Genomic DNA, 16,166 nt, shown 5'->3' with positions numbered 1-16,166 from the left:
GCTGCATTATCCACATGCTGCTAGCCGAGAAGGACGCGGAACCGCTTCACTACAACCGCACGGTCCTGCTTGAAGAGGCCGGGCGACACGAAGAGGCGGCCGCCAGTTTTCCTCGTTGCGTCGAGACCGACGAGAAGAACGATCAGGCTGCACTCAGTCACGCCATGTTGCTTGAGTAAATGGGACACACGGATGGCTGCCTTAGCGCGGATTAGACGCGGTCGCGCGTATAGTCAGGTTGATTTGCACGCCCAATTGCCCGTCAGAATCACGAAGGAAACCTTGCATGATTGACCGAGAAATCATTGTCCCCAATGGAATGGAACAGATCGTTGAACGCGCAGGCTATGCGCCAGCCGTCAGAGTAGGAACAACTGTCTTTTGCGCTGGGCAAGTCGGGCGTACACGTGAGCTTGAAGTCATCCACGACCCTGAAGCACAGTTCCTCGCGTGCTGGGAGAATCTAAAGACACTCCTCGATGCGGCGGGCTGTACGTTTGAGGACGTTGTCGAAATGACGACTTACCACGTACAAATGAGCGTACACATGTCGGTCTTCCGCGAGGTGAAGAACCGCGTTTTTCCGCGTGGAAAGTGTGCGTGGACTGCGATTGGGGTATCGGAGCTTGCACATCCCGGCTTACTGGCCGAAATCAAGTGCGTGGCGATACAAGGAAGCGCTGCTAGGGTGTGACCGGCCGTAGGTTTGAGTCACGCCGCTTGATGCCAATATTTCAATGTCTCAGCGAGAGTACGTGCTGACGACCGGCCGCTTTCTGGAAGCCGAGATTGACCGGTCGTTTTTCGGCAATCAGTTGAAGGACGGGGCTGACGCAACCCGACCGGGGCTGCGTCAAAACACGCGCCAGGCGCTCGGCCCGAGTTTGAGTTCGATGATGGCATCGGCAGAAGCCAATAGTGTGGCGACCTGTTCGGCCTCACGGGTCGAGCCCAAGATGCTCGTAGCCGAGGTATGCAATCGTATCCTCGGGCGACCAAGGGCCCAGCGAGGTTCGTTCTCGTCGATGGACATGAACCTTCATTCTCTCACGTGATCTCCTGAACTTCGCGCAGCACCTCAAGCTCGGAGGAACAATTGAAGCGATTCATTGAAGGTGACGACCGGAAGCAGGTGACGTCAATCTGCAGGACGAAAGCGAGAGACCACGGCCGCGGCCCCCCAAAGTCCGAGTCCTGGAAGAAAGAGCAGGTTCGCCGTTACACTGCCGTGCCCGACGTCGTAGGAGGCCATCGACGATACGCCGAGGCCGACCATCCGGCCCATGATGCACGGCTGCGAAAGCAGCGCCTCGCGATATCACGACATTTCCACGATGTACTTCAGGTGCCCGAACCTACCGGCGGCAGCGGCAGATAGTCGAGCGAGCCGTCCGGCATGATCGACAGATTCATGCCGACCATTCGACATTCCGAAAAGAAGCCGAGCGTCTTCGTTTCGTACACGCAGACAGAGCGGTTGTCTGGCAATCCACGATTGACCATCAGCAGCGGGCTGCTCAAGTCAACGCCTAACTGGGCAAAATCCGGGTCGCCAGTTTCCTCGTACTGCGGCTCCGGCTGCTTGCCGGTTTCAATGATTTTCACGCGGCCCCAGCCGACCACGCCGTCGCTGAGCAGCAAGGTGACCAGTTGCGTGCCCTTGGCACTGAACACCCCTGGCTCGAACGCGCGGACACGGCCGTAGGCTGTCGTGCGCAGACCGCCGACGAACACGAATTTACCGAGTTCCCACGTGGTTCGCCCAAAGAGGCGCAGGCCACTGTATCCGGCCTGACGGAACACGGCCGTGTACATCATGCGCGCCGCCCACAGCTCCGGCCCGGCGGTGCCGATCGACAGAATGGTCAAATACGTCAGGCCGGCCGTGATCGCGACATCCGCGAATTCGAGCGGATAAGCCTGGCCGCCGGAGCCGAGCTTGATGGACTGATCGACAGCAGTCAGGTCGGCGTCCTTCATGCGCGATAACGTCCAGGCGCCGGTCGACGGATCGTCGATCTGGTAGCGCTTTTTGCTGACGACCTTGCCCGTCGTATCGGTGAGCGTGACATCGAAGCCGCGCGATGCGGTCTTAGTCTTGCAACCGTCGGAGAGCGAGGCCGACGTCTCGCCGCGAAACGCAACCGAGCTTGCAGTCGCTTTCGACTTCGCGGGCGCCATGGTCTGCTGTGTGCCGTTCATGTCGGCGACAGGCACGGTGGCAAAATCCTTGATGCCATAGGCGCCCTTGAAATCTTTCATGTAGGCGGTGAGCGAATCGTTCGACACCTGATTTGAGCGGTAGTACGCCTGATATTCGGCGATGCGGCCGTCGGCGTCGGCACCGGTGTCGTACCAGCAGCTTTTCGCTTCGTTCGGAAACGACACAGTGGCCTGATACGGCGACAGATTGACGAAGTTGACGTATGCGTCGGTGCCGCCGTACGCATTCGCGCCAAGCAGGAGAGCGGGGACGCACAGCGCGAGCTTGCGCAGGGGGGACGCGATCAAGGTATTCATGCCCGGGCGAATGGTTTTCATGATTTCACCGCCACGAATGCAGAGCCGGTGGCCTGGAAGAAGACTTGATCGGCACTGCCCGCCGAGCAGTCCGTGACGCTCGCGCCGTTGACGGCGCAGATTGCAATCGTGTCGTCGCCGAAGTTCGTGATATACGCAACGTTGCCGTTAATCGTGATGCTGCTCGGAATGTTGAACGCGCCGTCGCCGGACAGCTGACTGCACGCGCCGAGGCTGCCATCACTGTTGATCGGGCACACGCCGAGCGAGCTGTTTCCCGTGTTCGTAACGTACGCGTAGCGGGCCGTGAGGGCGATGCCGGTCGGTGCGCTCAGGTTCGACCCCGACGCGCTGCAAGAGCCGAGCGATCCGTCCGCGCCGACCTTGCAGGTCGCTACTGTGTCGTTGGCCTGGTTGGTGACATATGCGAGGTTATTCTGAATCGCAATGCCATTCGCGCCATTGAAGACCCCGCCGCCGTCCTGGCTCACGCATGCAGACAGTGCGCCGTCGCCGCCGACCTGGCAGAAGGCCACCGTATTGTTGGCGTTGACGAAGTAGCCACGATTGCCGTTGAATGCGACGCCGAGCGGTTGCACGAGCGCCGCGTCGCTGCCGTAATTCGTGCAGTTATTTTGCGGATCGACGTTGTCCACAGGGCACACGTGCACGCTGTTCGTCGCGAGATTCGTCACGTATGCGTGCGAGGCGAACACCGCCACGTTGGCTGCGCCACGGCCGGTATCACCTGCCGTCGTCGAGCTGCATTGGCCGGGCATGCCCTTGGCGTCGATTGCGCAACTGGCAACCGAACCGTCGCCATTCACCACCAGGAGTTTGCCGGCCTGCGTGGTCGACTGAACGGTGTGCACGTCGTCGCCATTGCCGCATGCTGCTAATTGCGTTGCAGCGAGGATTACCGCGGCCAGCCAGAGCGGCTGTAATCGGCCAGAGCCGAACCCCAAACGAGAATTCAAGGAAACGCTCCAGTGAGCTAACGAAAGTCACTGTCTTACGGCGTTATTTCCTGTAACTTTAGGATTTACCGGAAGCGAATGCCGGATGGACGACTTTTTGCAGGAAAGCGCTGGCCTCTCGTATTCCTATGCCTAACAAAAAAATCATTGGACCGCGATATGCACCCTCAAGTCTTTTATTGCATTCCGTTGTGCAGATCATCGAGTGCAAAAATCGCGCGCCGGCCGTGAGGGGCTGCGAAAGCGATTCCTAGCAATTAGCCAGGCACACGTGAAGAAGGCCGGACCATAGATCCGGCAGCGAGCCGCTTGCGCCAAGCGATCCAGCCGACAACAATCGCTAGTGTCGCCACGACGAGTGGTGCCACACCATGGAAATATTCGCCGTGGACTGTGACGGTCAACAATGCAGCCACCATCACGATGCAGCCGAGCGCCGAGCCCCACAGCCGCGTCGGTGCCCTTGCCAGCAGAACTGCGCTCAGGAGTTCCAGCGAACCGGTCACGAAATGGAACCAGTGTGGATATCCCCACTTCAGGTATTCCTCAATGATGGATTGCGGGGCGACGATGTTACTGAGCGATCCCGTGACGAAAAAAGCGGCAAGAACCAGAGGCAACACTCGGTGCCACGATATCTTGGACATTCAACCTCCGTTGTCTGATGAGGATTGTGTCGCTGACGATAAGCCGTCATGTTCGGCCCGGTGCGCCCAAAACAAGAACCTTCATGTTTAACCTCGATCGTTCCTGATGTTGATGCCGCGGTTCACATCGACCGCGCCAATTCAACTCCCTGCCAGGATGCGATCTACATCGGTGCCGGTTGCGTCACTCGGAATGGCCAGCCCGACGCATTCATTTCGCGAAGGCGCGGATTCCGGAGCAGGTCCCGGAAGTCGCGTCCCGTCGCTGGTCGCGGATTTACGCCGTGGCGGTTTTCCGGGCCGCCGCGAAAACATCGCGGGGGGACGTCGTGCCCGCTACGTGCTCCGTACCCTCGGCCCCGAGGTCCATCCCGCCGGCGTTGACCGCGTCATACATGGTTTCGGCCGGGCCAGACTGACCCTTCGGAATGCCCAACTGCTCGAATGCATCCGGCCAACCGGATCGCGGGACAGCAACGGCTTTAACGTCGCGCCTCATCACTTCACCCAGTTGCGCCGCGACTTCATCTGCGCTCACCATTGAGCCGAGTTCGATGACCCGATGCCCCGACCAGGCCGGCCCGCTCAGAAGCGTTGCGATCGCGGTGCCGATGTCGTCGGTCGCCACCATGGTGGATTTCCGATTTGTCGGGTTGTAGAAGACGGGCAGTGTGCCGCCCTGGGCGACGTGCAAGCCGTAAAGGAAGTTTTCGAAGAAGCCCCCAGCTCGCACATAGGCGATCGGCAATTTCAGGTCGCGAAAACCCTGCTCCAGAAGCGACAACGCCGTGATCAGCCCCATCCCGCTTCTGTTCGCGCCCATCGACGAAAGCGCGACGACCCTCGGCACCGGCGCTTTGGTGAGCGCATCGATATAGTTCGCAATGACTCCCTTGGCTTCCTTGAAATCCGGCGAGGGGGCCCAGATGGGCGGCAACATGAAAAACGCGCCGTCGACACCCTCGAGCGCCCGCTCGATGGCGCCCGCATCGTTCCAGTCTCCGTCGACCAGTTCGACGCCCTGGTCCGTCCAGCTTGCCGCCTTTGCGCGGTCACGGACCAGCGCGCGTACCTTCTTGCCTTGCATCAGCAGATGCCTTGCCGTCGCACCACCAACTTTTCCGGTAATTCCCATCACTAAAAACATGCGTTTCTCCTGGTCCTATGTGGACTATGCTTGAGGGCAGGTCTAATGTAGAGACCTCGGTCCTGCGCCGCAAGGAGGCAGTTTTTTGTTACCTGGAGAGCCGAGAGGAACCACGTGAGCACCGCATTGAGCGCAATCGAGCGATTCAGCCGCTATCAGTCCGACGACGCACAGTCAATCGAGCCCGTACACTGCCCGGTGCGCGACGTGCTCGACTGCATCGGCGACAAATGGAGCATCCTCACGATCATGACCCTCGCGACGCGGCCGCAGCGCTTCAGCGAGCTTCACCGCGCAATCCGCGACATCTCCAAGCGCATGCTCACCCAGACCCTGCGCGATCTGGAGCGCGACGGACTGATCACCCGCCACGTCTTTCCAACCAAGCCACCGAGCGTCGAATATCGTCTGGCCCCGCTGGGCGAATCCCTGCTGGAGCCGATGGCGAATCTCATCGATTGGGCCGATCGGCGCTATTCGGACATCCATGCCGCGCGCGACCGCTTTGACGGCGCACTTAGCGGCGCCCTGCGCTAGCGGTTCGGTTGATCTGGGGTGATGGCGAAAAGTGTGAGCGGGCAACCAACTGTCCTGGCTTTACTGACGGTCTGGAAGGACGTATCACGTGCGCTATTAGTGTCACGTTGCCCGGGGGACGTCCGTTATCGGCAGATATCCAGGTGTTCAACCATCCGTGATCAGCGGTGGACGACGATACGATTTTGGCCGCTTGCTGTCCCATGCGTTTTTGGCTCGCGTCGGCCCACAAGGGACAGCGAAAGTGAACGGAATAAGTGGCCGCTTCCAATGTACAACGGTCGTTCGGTCTATTGCTAATGGGCACCTTCGTCTGCTGCCGACATTTTCAACGTCCGAGCGACCGGAGTTACGAGTGACGCTTCCTAGTCGACAAACGTCCGCTCGCCGCCCGTGTGTCAGTAGACTTCAGTTTGCTCAGCCGTCTCAAGCGCGTCGGCCACCCACCTCTGGGCACTCGGCGGCGAAGAGCTTAACACCATGCAAGGCAAATTTCGTTTCCCGCCGACGCTGCCAATGTTCAAGCGCTTTGGGGCAGGGAGTAAGTGGCTCGGAACCGAACGGCCGCTCGCCTTAAGAAGTGGAGCTCGATTTCAAAACGTGAAGGTCAGTCGTGAGACATCCGAGGCCGCTGAGCGTCGTTTCGATGGCCACGTCCAACGGCGTATGCGGCTCGTGCCCGAGCGTCTGCACAAGCCGTGCGTTATTTAGATGCACCGGCGTCGCCCATAGATAGCGCATTTCCTGAAGCTCCCTGAACGTTACATTGAACGGCGCGGCGAGCGCGAGCAGCCACCACGGAAAGCCGCCAACGAATGGCTCGTGCCCGGTGCGGCGCGCGACCGCGCGACGAATCGCATCGACGAAGCGCGTGCCGTCTTCGTCCCAATGGCCGCCCATGTGGAAGCGTGCGAAAGCATCGAGCGAATCGCGGTGCGCAAGCATCTCGACCATAGTGCGCGCCACATCGGGCAGATACGCCCACTGATGCCCGATGCCTCGCGCCCCCGGATTGCTGATCTTCGTGACCGGCTTTCCGGGCTTCACGAGTCCTTGCGCGAGCCAGTTATTGCCCGCTCTGGGCCCGAAGAAATCGCCGGCGCGCACGATCAGCACGCGGGTGCCTCCCATGCTCGCGCGTTGCAGGCGTGCTTCCATTTCCACGCGAATCGCGCCTTTACGCGTGACGGGATGCTGCGGCGCGTCTTCGTCGATGAACGGAAACGCGTCCGGCCCGAAGTTGTAGACCGTGCCCGGCAACACGATGGCCGCGCCCTGCGCCTTCGCCGCCGCGATGGTGTTGTCGATCATCGGCAGCACGAGTTCCGCCCAGCGCTTGTAGCCAGGCGGATTTACCGCGTGCACGACCACGGACGCACCCCGCGCCGCGCGCATCACGTCGGCCGCGTTCATGGCATCGCCCTGAATCCATTCGATGCCGTCGCCCTTCGATGCCCCCGCGCCACGCCGCAGCCCGCGCACGCCCCAGCCGGCATCGCGCAGTTGCCGCGCGACTTCCCCGCCGATGCCGCCCGTCGCCCCGAGTACCAGAACCGTTTCGCCTTGCGCCATGTCACGCCCCGTAAGTTATCGATGGAGCCATTCTCGGCGCTTCGCGGGCACATTAAAATTGGCGATCATCGTTGATCAGATATACAAAAACGTATGGAAAACGACATCGGCTGGGAGCTCTACCGGACGTTTCTCGCGGTGCTGCGCGAAGGGTCCCTGTCGGGTGCGGCGCGCTCGCTTGGCATCACGCAGCCGACGGCGGGGCGTCACGTCGAAGCGCTCGAACGGGCGCTTGCGGTGGGTCTCTTCACGCGCTCGCAGAACGGGCTTCAGCCAACCGATGTCGCGCTTGCGTTGCAGTCGCACGCCGAAGCGATGCAGAGCACAGCGGCATCGCTCAAGCGCGCCGCGAGCGGCCACGCGGGCGACGATGGCGCGGGCGTGCACGGTGTCGTGCGCGTATCCGCGAGCGAAGTGGTCGGCGTCGAGGTGCTCCCCCCGGTCATCGCGGCGCTGCGCGAGCGGCATCCACGATTAATCGTCGAACTCGTGCTGTCAAACCGCGTGCAGGACCTGCTGAGGCGCGAAGTGGATATCGCCGTGCGCATGGTGCGTCCGCGCCAGACGCAACTCGTCGCGCGGCGCGTCGGCGTGATCGACGTCGGGCTTCATGCACGGCGCGACTATCTCGATCGTCGCGGTACGCCGCGCAGCATGGCGGCGCTCGCCGAACACGCGGTCATCGGCTACGACCAGCCCAACGCGTTCATTCGCGATGTGAGCCGCACGTTGCCGGGTTTTAGTCACGCGACGTTTTCAATGCGCGCCGATAGCGATCTCGCGCAACTGGCGCTGGTCCGCGCGGGCGCGGGCATCGGCGGATGTCACGTCGCCATTGCGCGCCGCGATGGCCTCGTACGCGTGCTGTCGAAGGCGTTCGCGCTCCAACTCGAAACCTGGGTGACGATGCACGAAGATTTGCGCGCGAGCCCGCGCTGCCGCGTTACGTTCGATGCCCTCGCTGACGCGCTCGAACAGTACGCGCGTTAACGCCGCGACTGCCAGGTAGCGGATCCGGTTAGCGGGCGCGGCGTGCTTGAAGCGGTTTCCGGGCTGGGCGGCTTTAGACTGACTCTTAGGGTCGAGAGCCTAAAGCACGGCGCCAGGATCTTGCCTCGCGTCTCGCAGACGAGGTAGAGGCGACCTGCGCTCGGCGTGATCGCCGGTGTCGAACGTCAAATCGAAGTGCTCATTAGTCGGGACGAGTTGGCGCATGCCTGCGGATTCCCGGTCACGCTCCGATACGGCGTGCAGAGGTCGACCCGCACAATCGCCGTTCTGCGTCGGCATGATGTCTAGGTCACTTTCCGGTTGGAGCAGACAGCTGAATGTCCGTCGCGGCAGGCGGTTGGATGGCCGAAGTTGGCCGGCTCGGGGCCGCGGGCGAACGCGCCAAGCCGACCCAGAGCGGTCCTCGGGCGGTGATTTGTCAGCGGCTCTACCCCGCACGATTGCGGTCGTTCGTGCGGATCTTTCGTGTCAACTTGGAGGGCCTCGCAGCGGCAGCGCGGCGATTCTCCGGCGTTCGCATCGGCTACAGCGGCAATGTCTCGTTGCTGTCCACCGCATTGAGCAGTTTCGCAACGATTTCCCTCGTTTCACTGAGTTCGCGCAACTGAACGTCGAGCTTTTCGACTTCGCCGCACAGCAACGCGCGCGCTTGAGCGCATGGATGAAACACGGGTTTTTTGCCGAGTACGCACGGCAACAACAGCCGGATACTGCTGATCTTCAATCCTGCTGCGCTGAGCACGCGGATGCGCTGTGCGGCATCTACTTCGTCGGAACCGTAATCGCGGTAGCCCGAATCGGTCCTCTTTGGATTGAGCAAGCCTTCGTGTTCGTAATACCGCAACATCCTCGCACTGACGCCGGTGCGGCGAGCCAGCTCTCCGATATGCATGACGACTCCCGAAAGATATGCTTGACCTTGACAGCGGTGTCAAAGTTTAACCTCTTTCGACCGGCCGGATTGTCCGCCGCTCCGTTCGTCAGGGAACCCGCATGACACCACCGAATGACACTTTTGACGGAACGTTTCCGTTTGCGCCGCGCTTCAGCGATGTTGGCGGCTTTCGCATGCATTACGTCGATGAAGGACCCGCTGATGGCGAGGTCGTCTTATGCCTTCATGGCGAACCGACGTGGGGATATCTGTTTCGTGATCTGATCGCGGCACTCGCGGGCGATTACCGTGTGATCGCGCCCGACCACATGGGATTTGGCAAGAGCGAGACGCCGGATCATCGGACGTACTGGCTGCAGGATCATATCGACAACATTGAAAAGTTCGTGCTTGCGCTGGATTTACATGGCATCACCCTCGTCATGCACGACTTCGGCGGCCCCGTCGGCATGGGACTCGCCGCACGGCATCCTGGCCGCATTCGCCGAATCGTGAGCACGAACGGCCCGACGCCGTTCGGTCAGAGTACATTATTCGAGCGGCTGAACGCGAATGCCGCAGTCTCCCCGTGGTTCCAATGGATCCTCCGCGCTGATTCACAAGGCCGTCTCGAATCCGTGCTGGACGAACTCGGCTTCAATATCCTGAGTACCTTGAAGCTCAACGGCTTTGAAAACCACGCGCGCATCAACGATACGTGGCTGCGTGCCTACGGCTCGCGATTCGTTGTTCCAAGGGACAGTGCTGGCGCGATTGGTTGGGCAAAGGGCTTTGCGATCGGGGCACATCGGTTTGAAGTGCCAGACGCGACGGCACTCGACACGATCCGTTCAAAGCCAGCGCTCGCTATATGGGGCGAGGCGGATCGCACGCTGGCAGCTGACCACTTTCTACCGCTGTTCAGCGAAACCTTTCCCACCGCGCCGACCCACCGGCTATCCGGAGTCGGCCATTACAGCTTTGAGGATGGGCCGCGAGAAATCGCCGAGTTGATAACTGCATTCTTGAAGGCTCATTAACTTGTGCTCTGCCTTTATTCAAGACCGGCTCACTACGTCCGGGATCGGACGCTTCTGTTATTCATCGGAAATCTAGCGAGGGCTGAGCGTCGCAACGTTCAAGGGGAGCGGCCAATCGCGGGTGCTTTGTCAAAGTCTGCTCCTGGGCGCAACCTGCCCCACGACCGAGCGCGACATTCACCCAAGGCCCGCTTATAGTGCAATGGGCAAAATCCGACCCCGAGCGGACGGTCAATGCGTCCGAAGCGGTCATCCGTCATCAAGCGCCGGCACATGACTGACAACGCAGATTTTGTTGCCGTCAGGGTCCCGAAAGTACGCGCCGTAGTAGTTCTCATGATATTCGGGACGCAGCCCCGGCGGACCTTCGCAGGTTCCGCCGTTGTCCAATGCTATCTGGTAACACGCACGGACGGCGGCCCTGGACGCCGCGGCGAAGGCAACCATTTGCCCGTTGCCTGGATGATGCGGTTGCCCGTTAAAGGGTTTGCAGATGACGAAGAAGGGGCGCGCTTCGCCAGGACTGTGCCAACCCGCCCACGGCCGCTCCCGGTCAAAAAATCGCAACTGGATCCCCAAGCTTTTCATCACTGCATCGTAAAAGCGAAAGGCGCGCTCTAAATCACTAACGCTGACAAAGACATGGGAGAACACGCTTGCTCCTCAGGCGGTTTGGACAAACGCTTCAGCCGCCGGGTATTGGCCGAACCGGGCTGAAGCAAACCTCCCGGGATCACTGATCGCAGCTGTCGCGAAGCATTTATCGCGATACATCTTCAGCAGGCTGCAAATCCGATTTATGACTTATCAATATCGGACGGCCCTTGAGCCAGAGACCGAAGTCACGCATGACTTCGATTACTGGCTTTAGCCGTTCACCGTCATCGGTGAGTCGATACTCGACTCTTACCGGAACCTCTGCAAAAACCGCCCGCTGGACCAGACCCGCTTGTTCCAGCGCCCGCAAATCGAGCGTCAACATGCGCTGCGATATGCCTGGCACTTCACGACGAAGCTCATTGAAGCGTTTTGGACCGTCCACAAGATAAGAAACCAGAAGCAAACGCCACCGCCCACCCAGCAGACGCATCGCTTCTTCGATCGAACATCCCGTCGCTGTCTGCTTCATTGCTCTATCACCCAGTATAATTTTTGTACCTATATCACAAAGTTCTGCCTTCTTCTTTTTTTAGCCTTTGCGCGGGATACTCCCTTCCAACGCCGCTCATATGGTGAGTCGGTCTGGTCATCAAAGGAAAACCGCATGAAGCTATATCACGCACCGGGAAGCTGTTCACAGGCAATCTGCATCGTCCTGCAAGAGGCGCGCTTGACAGCAGACGTCGTTACGGTCGACGCGCGCCGGCATTTACTGCCAGACGGAACGAGCTATTACGATGTATCCGATCTCGGTTATGTGCCGCTATTACAACTGGAGGACGGCACGTTCCTGCGTGAAGGTACCGTGATCGGGCAGTACCTTGCGGACAAGTCACCGGAGTCGAAACTGGCGCCCGCTCACGGTTCGATTGAACGCTACCGGCTGCTTGAATGGCTCAACTTCCTGAGTACTGAGATTCACAAAGGCTTCATCCCGCTGCTTTATGCGGTGGCTGCAGGAAAGTGGGTCGATACAGCCAAGCCGAAGCTCCAAAGCAGATTCAGCTGGATCGACCGTCAATTGGCCGGCAAGCGGTTTCTGATGGGCGACAGCTTCACTATTGCCGATGCCTACCTTTTCGCATTGACAGGATGGGGTACCGCCTCATGGATGAGATCGGTGTATCACGCGAACATCGATCTCAGTGAGTATCGTCACCTGCAAGCGTGGTACGAGCGAATCAAGGATAGACCGACTGTCCAGCACGTCCTGCGAGCAGATGGCCTGCTCGCACTTTGAGTTCCGCACATCGCCTGCATTGCCACGCGTGACGTCGTTACGCATCCCTTGGCCGTCCATCTATCGACTCGGTGCGCGACTGCCGATGGTCAACGATGCGTGGCGCTATGTCGAATGCGCGGGATTGGCCGAGCGCCGACCTATCCCGCTCTCATCATCGCTGGTTCGATCTCGCTTGAGCAAGCGGGAATTTGTGGCCTTGCAAGCGTCGCACCGCAGCGAAACACTGCACTGCCGCGTGGCCGGCGCCTGTTCGGCTCGCACGCCATTCCACACGCCCGTCTTTCCGCCGAGCTGAGGCGCAACCCGCCTGCGTTTGCGTCGACGGGCGACGGGTAACGTCCGCTAGTGGCGTCGCCGGTTGCACACGAGCCAATCGAGCAAAGCGGCGCTACGAACACAACGCGACCGACACAAGTGTTCCCGCGACACAAAGAGGATCGTGTTCCCACGTGCGTGGCCCGCTGACGCCCGCCCCGTGACCGCGCGGCGTCAGCCAGGTGGCGCGCCAATCTGACAAAAAACACCGCTCACGTCGCCGGACGACAACACTCCTGCGGCGAAACCCCGTCTTTTTTACTTTTCGTGCGAGGGAATACCCTAGAATTGCGAATGGTTCTCATTCACCACGCATGCATCCTCGTCCTTCAGAAAAGAAAGAAAGCACATGCCACACCGCAAACATCACCAGAAAAACAATCGACGCACTACTGTTTCGAGAGCCGTCGAAACCTTGTTCGTCGGCCTCGTCGCGGCAACCGCGCTGCAGGCCGCGCACGCACAGGCGCAGGACGCGACCACCAGCGGCGGCACATCCGCGACGCGAACTGCGCCAGATGCGAACGCGGAAACTGCAACCGCTCGCGACAGCAACGTCGCGTCGGAACCCACTGCATTGCCGACCGTCGTCGTGAACAGCAAGGCCGCGCCGGGCGAACTGCCCGCGCCCTACGCGGGCGGACAGGTGGCGCGGGGTGGCAGCATTGGCGTGCTGGGAACATCGAACGTCATGAACCAGCCGTTCGATACCACCAACTACACCGAAGAACTGATTCGCGACACACAGGCGCGAACCATCGCTGATGTCGTCGTCAACAACGCCTCTGTGCGCGCGGAGCAAAGCGCGGGCGGCTTTGGCGATGTCTTTCAGATTCGCGGCTTCGACGTGCAGCCGACCGATGTCGCGTTAAACGGCTTGTACGGCATGGTCTCGGCAGCGCGCGTGCCGGTGAACCTGCTGGAGCGCGTGGAAGTGCTCGAAGGCCCGGGCGCATTGATGTACGGCATGGGCCCGGGCGGCAGCGTCGGGGGCGCCATTAACATCGTCACGAAGCGCGCGGACGATACGCCGCTCACGCGCCTGACCACGCTGTATCAGTCGAAGGGACAATTCGGTGTCGCCGCCGACATAGGCCGCCGCTTCGGCGATGAAGGTCAGTTCGGCATTCGCTTTAACGGGCAGATAAAGGACGGTCAAACAGGCATTGCGCACGGCAACCAGCTTCAGGGCGACAGCGCAATCGGGCTCGACTACCGTGGCAAGCAGTTTCGTTGGTCTTTCGACGCATACAACGTCTCGGAGAACACGGACGAGCTACGCTCGCAGATCGGCCTGGGCACCGCCACGGCCATACCTGCCGTGCCATCCGGCTACAACAATCTGTATCCGGGCTCGAAGCTGAAGCTTCGCGATACGGCCGTGACGACGCGCGCCGAGTACGACATCAACCAGCACGTGACGGTGTACGGCGCAGCGGGCGAGCACTATGGCACCTCGCAGCAGACCTTTCCCTACGCGGCCGACATGACTTCGGCGGGCACGTTCAACGTCTATAACGGCTACTACGATCAGTACACGCGGACCAAAACCGTCGACGCAGGTCTGCGTTTCCACTTCGATACGTTCGGCGTCAAGCACACGCTGGTCACCGGCATTACGAGCCTGAATCAGGAAATCGGCTACTTCTACGCGCTCGGCTCCACTGCGGTTCCGTCGAACCTGTACACGCCGTCGGCGCTGCTGCCGGTGGACTCGCCGCGCGGCGACATGCAGCGCAGCAGCCAGACTCGCCTGAACAGCCAGCAGGTGATCGACACAATGTCGTTCTTCAACGACCGTCTGCTCATCACCGGCGGGTTCCGTCGGCAAACCATCGGCCAGGACAACTACGACCCGACCACGGGGGCGCAACAAAGCTCCATCGACCAGCAAGCAATCACGCCGCTCGCGGGCATTGTCGTGAAGCCGCTGGCGAACGTCTCCATCTACGGCAACTTCACCTCCGGGCTGTCCAACGGCGGCACCGCGCCGGCCGGCACGGCGAACGCGGGGCAAGCCTTCGCCCCATATAAGTCGAACCAGTACGAAGCGGGCGTTAAAGCGGACTGGGGCCGCGTCATGACGTCGGCGGCGATCTTCCAGATCACGCAGCCAAATGCCGTAACCGACCCCGCCACGAACCTCTACGGCTACAACGGCAAGACCCGCGTGCGCGGCCTTGAACTCGCCGCGTACGGACAGGTGTTCCGCAGTCTGCGGCTAATGGCGAGCGCGACCTTCTACGATCCCAAGGTATCAGGCACGGCAGGCGGAGCGCAGGATGGCAACACTGCCGGTGGCGTACCGAAGTTCGCCTTTAACCTGGGCGCGGACTACGATCTGCCGTGGGTGCAGGGCCTCAGCGTGAATGGCCGCATCATCCACACTGGCGCGCAGTATTACGATTCGAGCGACACCTTGCGCCTGCCTTCGTGGACCCGCTACGACGTGGGTCTGCGCTACGCCACGCGGATAGCGACGAAGGACGTCGTGCTGCGCGCCAACATCGAGAATCTGTTCGGCAGTCGCTACTGGATTCAACAAGGCACGTATCTGACGAACGCCGCGCCGCGCACGGTGCTGCTGTCTGCCCAATTCGACTTCTGATAATCGCGGGCCGACGTTCGCCCCGCCCCACTCGCGACCATCGGACCGCCGCTGCTGCGCGCTTCGCGACGCGCGCAGCAGCGGCGGTCGAACCTGAGCAGTCCAACCTGAGCGCTTCAACTGAACGGTCCAACCTGATCGCCCGCCTTGTGCAGCGCGCTTGCCTTGTGTACCGCGCGCTTGCCGCTCTTGTCGCTCTCGACTTCATACGACGGGTTCGACGGCGACGCCGCAACCACATGTCCGTCGACCTTCGCACGCTCAGTAATCACGCGCCTGACGTGTCCATGCGTTTCGCCTTGCGGCGTTTTCCAGCTGACGCGGTCGTTGACCTTCAGTTCGTGGCTCATGGCGGCGCTCCGTTGTTCGACTCGGGAGCCGATAGCGCGCGCAAACCGTATTCCCAGCGGCGATGTGCGCCACCATCATGCCCCCTCGGGCGCCCTGTCGCACTGGTGCCGAACGCCGCCCGTCCAGCCGCCGAAGCGCATACCGAATCGCCAGTGGCCAGGCGTTGACACCGCGCGCGAAACAGCCTATAACCATCCACATGGATGGTGGACAGATGGAAACGGAGCAAACCTGCATATGCCGAAAGAAGTGCCGGATCGCTCGCGAGGCAGCGAGACCGAAAAAATCACGATCAACCTGGGCCCAGTCGACCTGGGGCAAATAGATCTTCTCGTTGAAGAAGGTTTTTACTCGAACCGCACTGACCTGATCCGTACAGCCATCCGCAATCAGTTGGCGATCCACGCTCCGACCGTCAAAGATACGGTGACGCGCCGCGAGTTCGTACTGGGCCTTCAGCATTTCTCGAAACAGGACCTTGAGGCGGCCTGCGCGGCGAATCAACGACTGAGAATTCAGGTGCTCGGCCTCGCGAGCATCGCAATAGACGTCTCACCCGAACTTGCACTGGCAGCGATCGACTCGATTCTGGTTCGAGGGGCGCTCCATGCCTCACCTGCGGTCAAGGCGGCGCTGGCAGATCGAATCCGCTGACGCGCCGCCC

General features: G+C 60.8%; 18 protein-coding genes. 9 read left to right on the top strand and 9 right to left on the bottom strand.

Translation table 11 applies throughout. From position 1 onward, the window contains the following. Positions 1-14 precede the first annotated feature (14 nt). The 3 genes from F757_RS35615 to F757_RS0102515 all read left to right on the top strand — a co-directional run bounded on the left by F757_RS35615 (position 15) and on the right by F757_RS0102515 (position 1,055). A complete protein-coding gene (locus F757_RS35615; protein WP_156923496.1) occupies positions 15-179 on the top strand; it encodes a hypothetical protein in 165 nt (54 codons plus the stop codon). 107 nt (positions 180-286) lie between these two features. Next, complete coding sequence (locus tag F757_RS0102520; RefSeq protein WP_027210019.1) at positions 287-694, top strand: RidA family protein; 408 nt, start codon at positions 287-289, stop codon at positions 692-694. A 61-nt stretch (positions 695-755) separates the two neighbouring features. Continuing rightward, entirely contained in the window at positions 756-1,055 is a 300-nt protein-coding gene (locus tag F757_RS0102515; protein WP_156923494.1) for a hypothetical protein, read from the top strand. A gap of 286 nt (positions 1,056-1,341) precedes the next feature. On the opposite strand, the gene F757_RS0102510 is transcribed toward F757_RS0102515, so the two are convergent. From F757_RS0102510 to F757_RS0102495, 4 genes are all read right to left on the bottom strand, one after another. Further along, positions 1,342-2,541 carry a hypothetical protein gene (locus F757_RS0102510; protein WP_027210017.1) on the bottom strand — a complete coding sequence of 400 codons (1,200 nt, stop codon included), beginning with the start codon at positions 2,539-2,541 and terminating at the stop codon, positions 1,342-1,344. Continuing rightward, a complete protein-coding gene (locus F757_RS0102505) occupies positions 2,538-3,497 on the bottom strand; it encodes a hypothetical protein (RefSeq protein ID WP_156923492.1) in 960 nt (319 codons plus the stop codon). The genes F757_RS0102510 and F757_RS0102505 overlap by 4 nt, the downstream gene beginning before the upstream one ends. A gap of 257 nt (positions 3,498-3,754) precedes the next feature. Beyond that, on the bottom strand, positions 3,755-4,144 hold the full coding sequence (locus F757_RS0102500) for a DoxX family protein (protein ID WP_027210015.1): 390 nt from the start codon (positions 4,142-4,144) through the stop codon (positions 3,755-3,757). 277 nt (positions 4,145-4,421) lie between these two features. Further along, a complete protein-coding gene (locus tag F757_RS0102495; protein WP_027210014.1) occupies positions 4,422-5,291 on the bottom strand; it encodes an NmrA family NAD(P)-binding protein in 870 nt (289 codons plus the stop codon). 114 nt (positions 5,292-5,405) lie between these two features. Between F757_RS0102495 and F757_RS0102490 the strand changes: the two genes are divergently transcribed. After that, complete coding sequence (locus F757_RS0102490; RefSeq protein ID WP_027210013.1) at positions 5,406-5,828, top strand: winged helix-turn-helix transcriptional regulator; 423 nt, start codon at positions 5,406-5,408, stop codon at positions 5,826-5,828. 573 nt (positions 5,829-6,401) lie between these two features. On the opposite strand, the gene F757_RS0102485 is transcribed toward F757_RS0102490, so the two are convergent. After that, on the bottom strand, positions 6,402-7,400 hold the full coding sequence (locus F757_RS0102485; protein WP_027210012.1) for an NAD-dependent epimerase/dehydratase family protein: 999 nt from the start codon (positions 7,398-7,400) through the stop codon (positions 6,402-6,404). A gap of 93 nt (positions 7,401-7,493) precedes the next feature. Between F757_RS0102485 and F757_RS0102480 the strand changes: the two genes are divergently transcribed. After that, positions 7,494-8,390: a LysR family transcriptional regulator gene (locus F757_RS0102480; protein WP_027210011.1), complete on the top strand. Its 897-nt coding sequence runs from the start codon at positions 7,494-7,496 to the stop codon at positions 8,388-8,390. A gap of 544 nt (positions 8,391-8,934) precedes the next feature. Here the strand turns inward: F757_RS0102480 and F757_RS0102475 are convergent. Further along, a complete protein-coding gene (locus F757_RS0102475) occupies positions 8,935-9,303 on the bottom strand; it encodes a MerR family transcriptional regulator (protein WP_027210010.1) in 369 nt (122 codons plus the stop codon). Positions 9,304-9,404: 101 nt separating this feature from the next. Between F757_RS0102475 and F757_RS0102470 the strand changes: the two genes are divergently transcribed. Next, entirely contained in the window at positions 9,405-10,325 is a 921-nt protein-coding gene (locus F757_RS0102470) for an alpha/beta fold hydrolase (protein ID WP_027210009.1), read from the top strand. 249 nt (positions 10,326-10,574) lie between these two features. On the opposite strand, the gene F757_RS0102465 is transcribed toward F757_RS0102470, so the two are convergent. Both F757_RS0102465 and F757_RS0102460 read right to left on the bottom strand, forming a co-directional pair. Further along, on the bottom strand, positions 10,575-10,979 hold the full coding sequence (locus F757_RS0102465; protein ID WP_027210008.1) for a VOC family protein: 405 nt from the start codon (positions 10,977-10,979) through the stop codon (positions 10,575-10,577). A gap of 106 nt (positions 10,980-11,085) precedes the next feature. Next, positions 11,086-11,454 (bottom strand): winged helix-turn-helix transcriptional regulator, encoded by a 369-nt coding sequence (locus F757_RS0102460; protein ID WP_027210007.1) that lies wholly within the window; start codon positions 11,452-11,454, stop codon positions 11,086-11,088. Positions 11,455-11,589: 135 nt separating this feature from the next. Here F757_RS0102460 and F757_RS0102455 point away from each other — a divergent pair, with 135 nt between their 5' ends. Then, positions 11,590-12,225 (top strand): glutathione S-transferase C-terminal domain-containing protein, encoded by a 636-nt coding sequence (locus tag F757_RS0102455; protein WP_027210006.1) that lies wholly within the window; start codon positions 11,590-11,592, stop codon positions 12,223-12,225. A 667-nt stretch (positions 12,226-12,892) separates the two neighbouring features. Then, positions 12,893-15,151, top strand: coding sequence for a TonB-dependent receptor (locus F757_RS0102445; RefSeq protein WP_027210004.1), 2,259 nt, complete (start codon positions 12,893-12,895; stop codon positions 15,149-15,151). A 116-nt stretch (positions 15,152-15,267) separates the two neighbouring features. On the opposite strand, the gene F757_RS0102440 is transcribed toward F757_RS0102445, so the two are convergent. Next, positions 15,268-15,501, bottom strand: coding sequence for a DUF2945 domain-containing protein (locus F757_RS0102440; RefSeq protein ID WP_027210003.1), 234 nt, complete (start codon positions 15,499-15,501; stop codon positions 15,268-15,270). Between the two features lie 238 nt (positions 15,502-15,739). Here F757_RS0102440 and F757_RS0102435 point away from each other — a divergent pair, with 238 nt between their 5' ends. After that, the gene (locus tag F757_RS0102435; RefSeq protein ID WP_027210002.1) at positions 15,740-16,156 is read left to right on the top strand and encodes a CopG family transcriptional regulator; all 417 of its coding nucleotides are present in this window, start codon (positions 15,740-15,742) and stop codon (positions 16,154-16,156) included. Positions 16,157-16,166: the final 10 nt, after the last annotated feature.

Origin of the sequence: Burkholderia sp. WSM2232 (assembly GCF_000472545.1) — a bacterium.
Lineage (GTDB): Bacteria > Pseudomonadota > Gammaproteobacteria > Burkholderiales > Burkholderiaceae > Paraburkholderia.
Note: the sequence above shows the minus strand (reverse complement) of the source record. Positions and strands in the feature narration are given on the sequence as shown.

Excerpts from the sequence above, each read along its gene's own strand:
- F757_RS0102480 (WP_027210011.1), top strand. The coding sequence starts at position 7,494 with ATGGAAAACGACATCGGCTGGGAGCTCTACCGGACGTTTCTCGCGGTG.
- F757_RS0102435 (WP_027210002.1), top strand. The coding sequence starts at position 15,740 with ATGCCGAAAGAAGTGCCGGATCGCTCGCGAGGCAGCGAGACCGAAAAA.
- F757_RS0102440 (WP_027210003.1), bottom strand. The coding sequence starts at position 15,501 with ATGAGCCACGAACTGAAGGTCAACGACCGCGTCAGCTGGAAAACGCCG.
- F757_RS0102455 (WP_027210006.1), top strand. The coding sequence starts at position 11,590 with ATGAAGCTATATCACGCACCGGGAAGCTGTTCACAGGCAATCTGCATC.
- F757_RS0102520 (WP_027210019.1), top strand. The coding sequence starts at position 287 with ATGATTGACCGAGAAATCATTGTCCCCAATGGAATGGAACAGATCGTT.
- F757_RS0102445 (WP_027210004.1), top strand. The coding sequence starts at position 12,893 with ATGCCACACCGCAAACATCACCAGAAAAACAATCGACGCACTACTGTT.
- F757_RS35615 (WP_156923496.1), top strand. The coding sequence starts at position 15 with ATGCTGCTAGCCGAGAAGGACGCGGAACCGCTTCACTACAACCGCACG.
- F757_RS0102495 (WP_027210014.1), bottom strand. The coding sequence starts at position 5,291 with ATGTTTTTAGTGATGGGAATTACCGGAAAAGTTGGTGGTGCGACGGCA.
- F757_RS0102500 (WP_027210015.1), bottom strand. The coding sequence starts at position 4,144 with ATGTCCAAGATATCGTGGCACCGAGTGTTGCCTCTGGTTCTTGCCGCT.
- F757_RS0102460 (WP_027210007.1), bottom strand. The coding sequence starts at position 11,454 with ATGAAGCAGACAGCGACGGGATGTTCGATCGAAGAAGCGATGCGTCTG.
- F757_RS0102470 (WP_027210009.1), top strand. The coding sequence starts at position 9,405 with ATGACACCACCGAATGACACTTTTGACGGAACGTTTCCGTTTGCGCCG.
- F757_RS0102475 (WP_027210010.1), bottom strand. The coding sequence starts at position 9,303 with ATGCATATCGGAGAGCTGGCTCGCCGCACCGGCGTCAGTGCGAGGATG.
- F757_RS0102510 (WP_027210017.1), bottom strand. The coding sequence starts at position 2,541 with ATGAAAACCATTCGCCCGGGCATGAATACCTTGATCGCGTCCCCCCTG.
- F757_RS0102485 (WP_027210012.1), bottom strand. The coding sequence starts at position 7,400 with ATGGCGCAAGGCGAAACGGTTCTGGTACTCGGGGCGACGGGCGGCATC.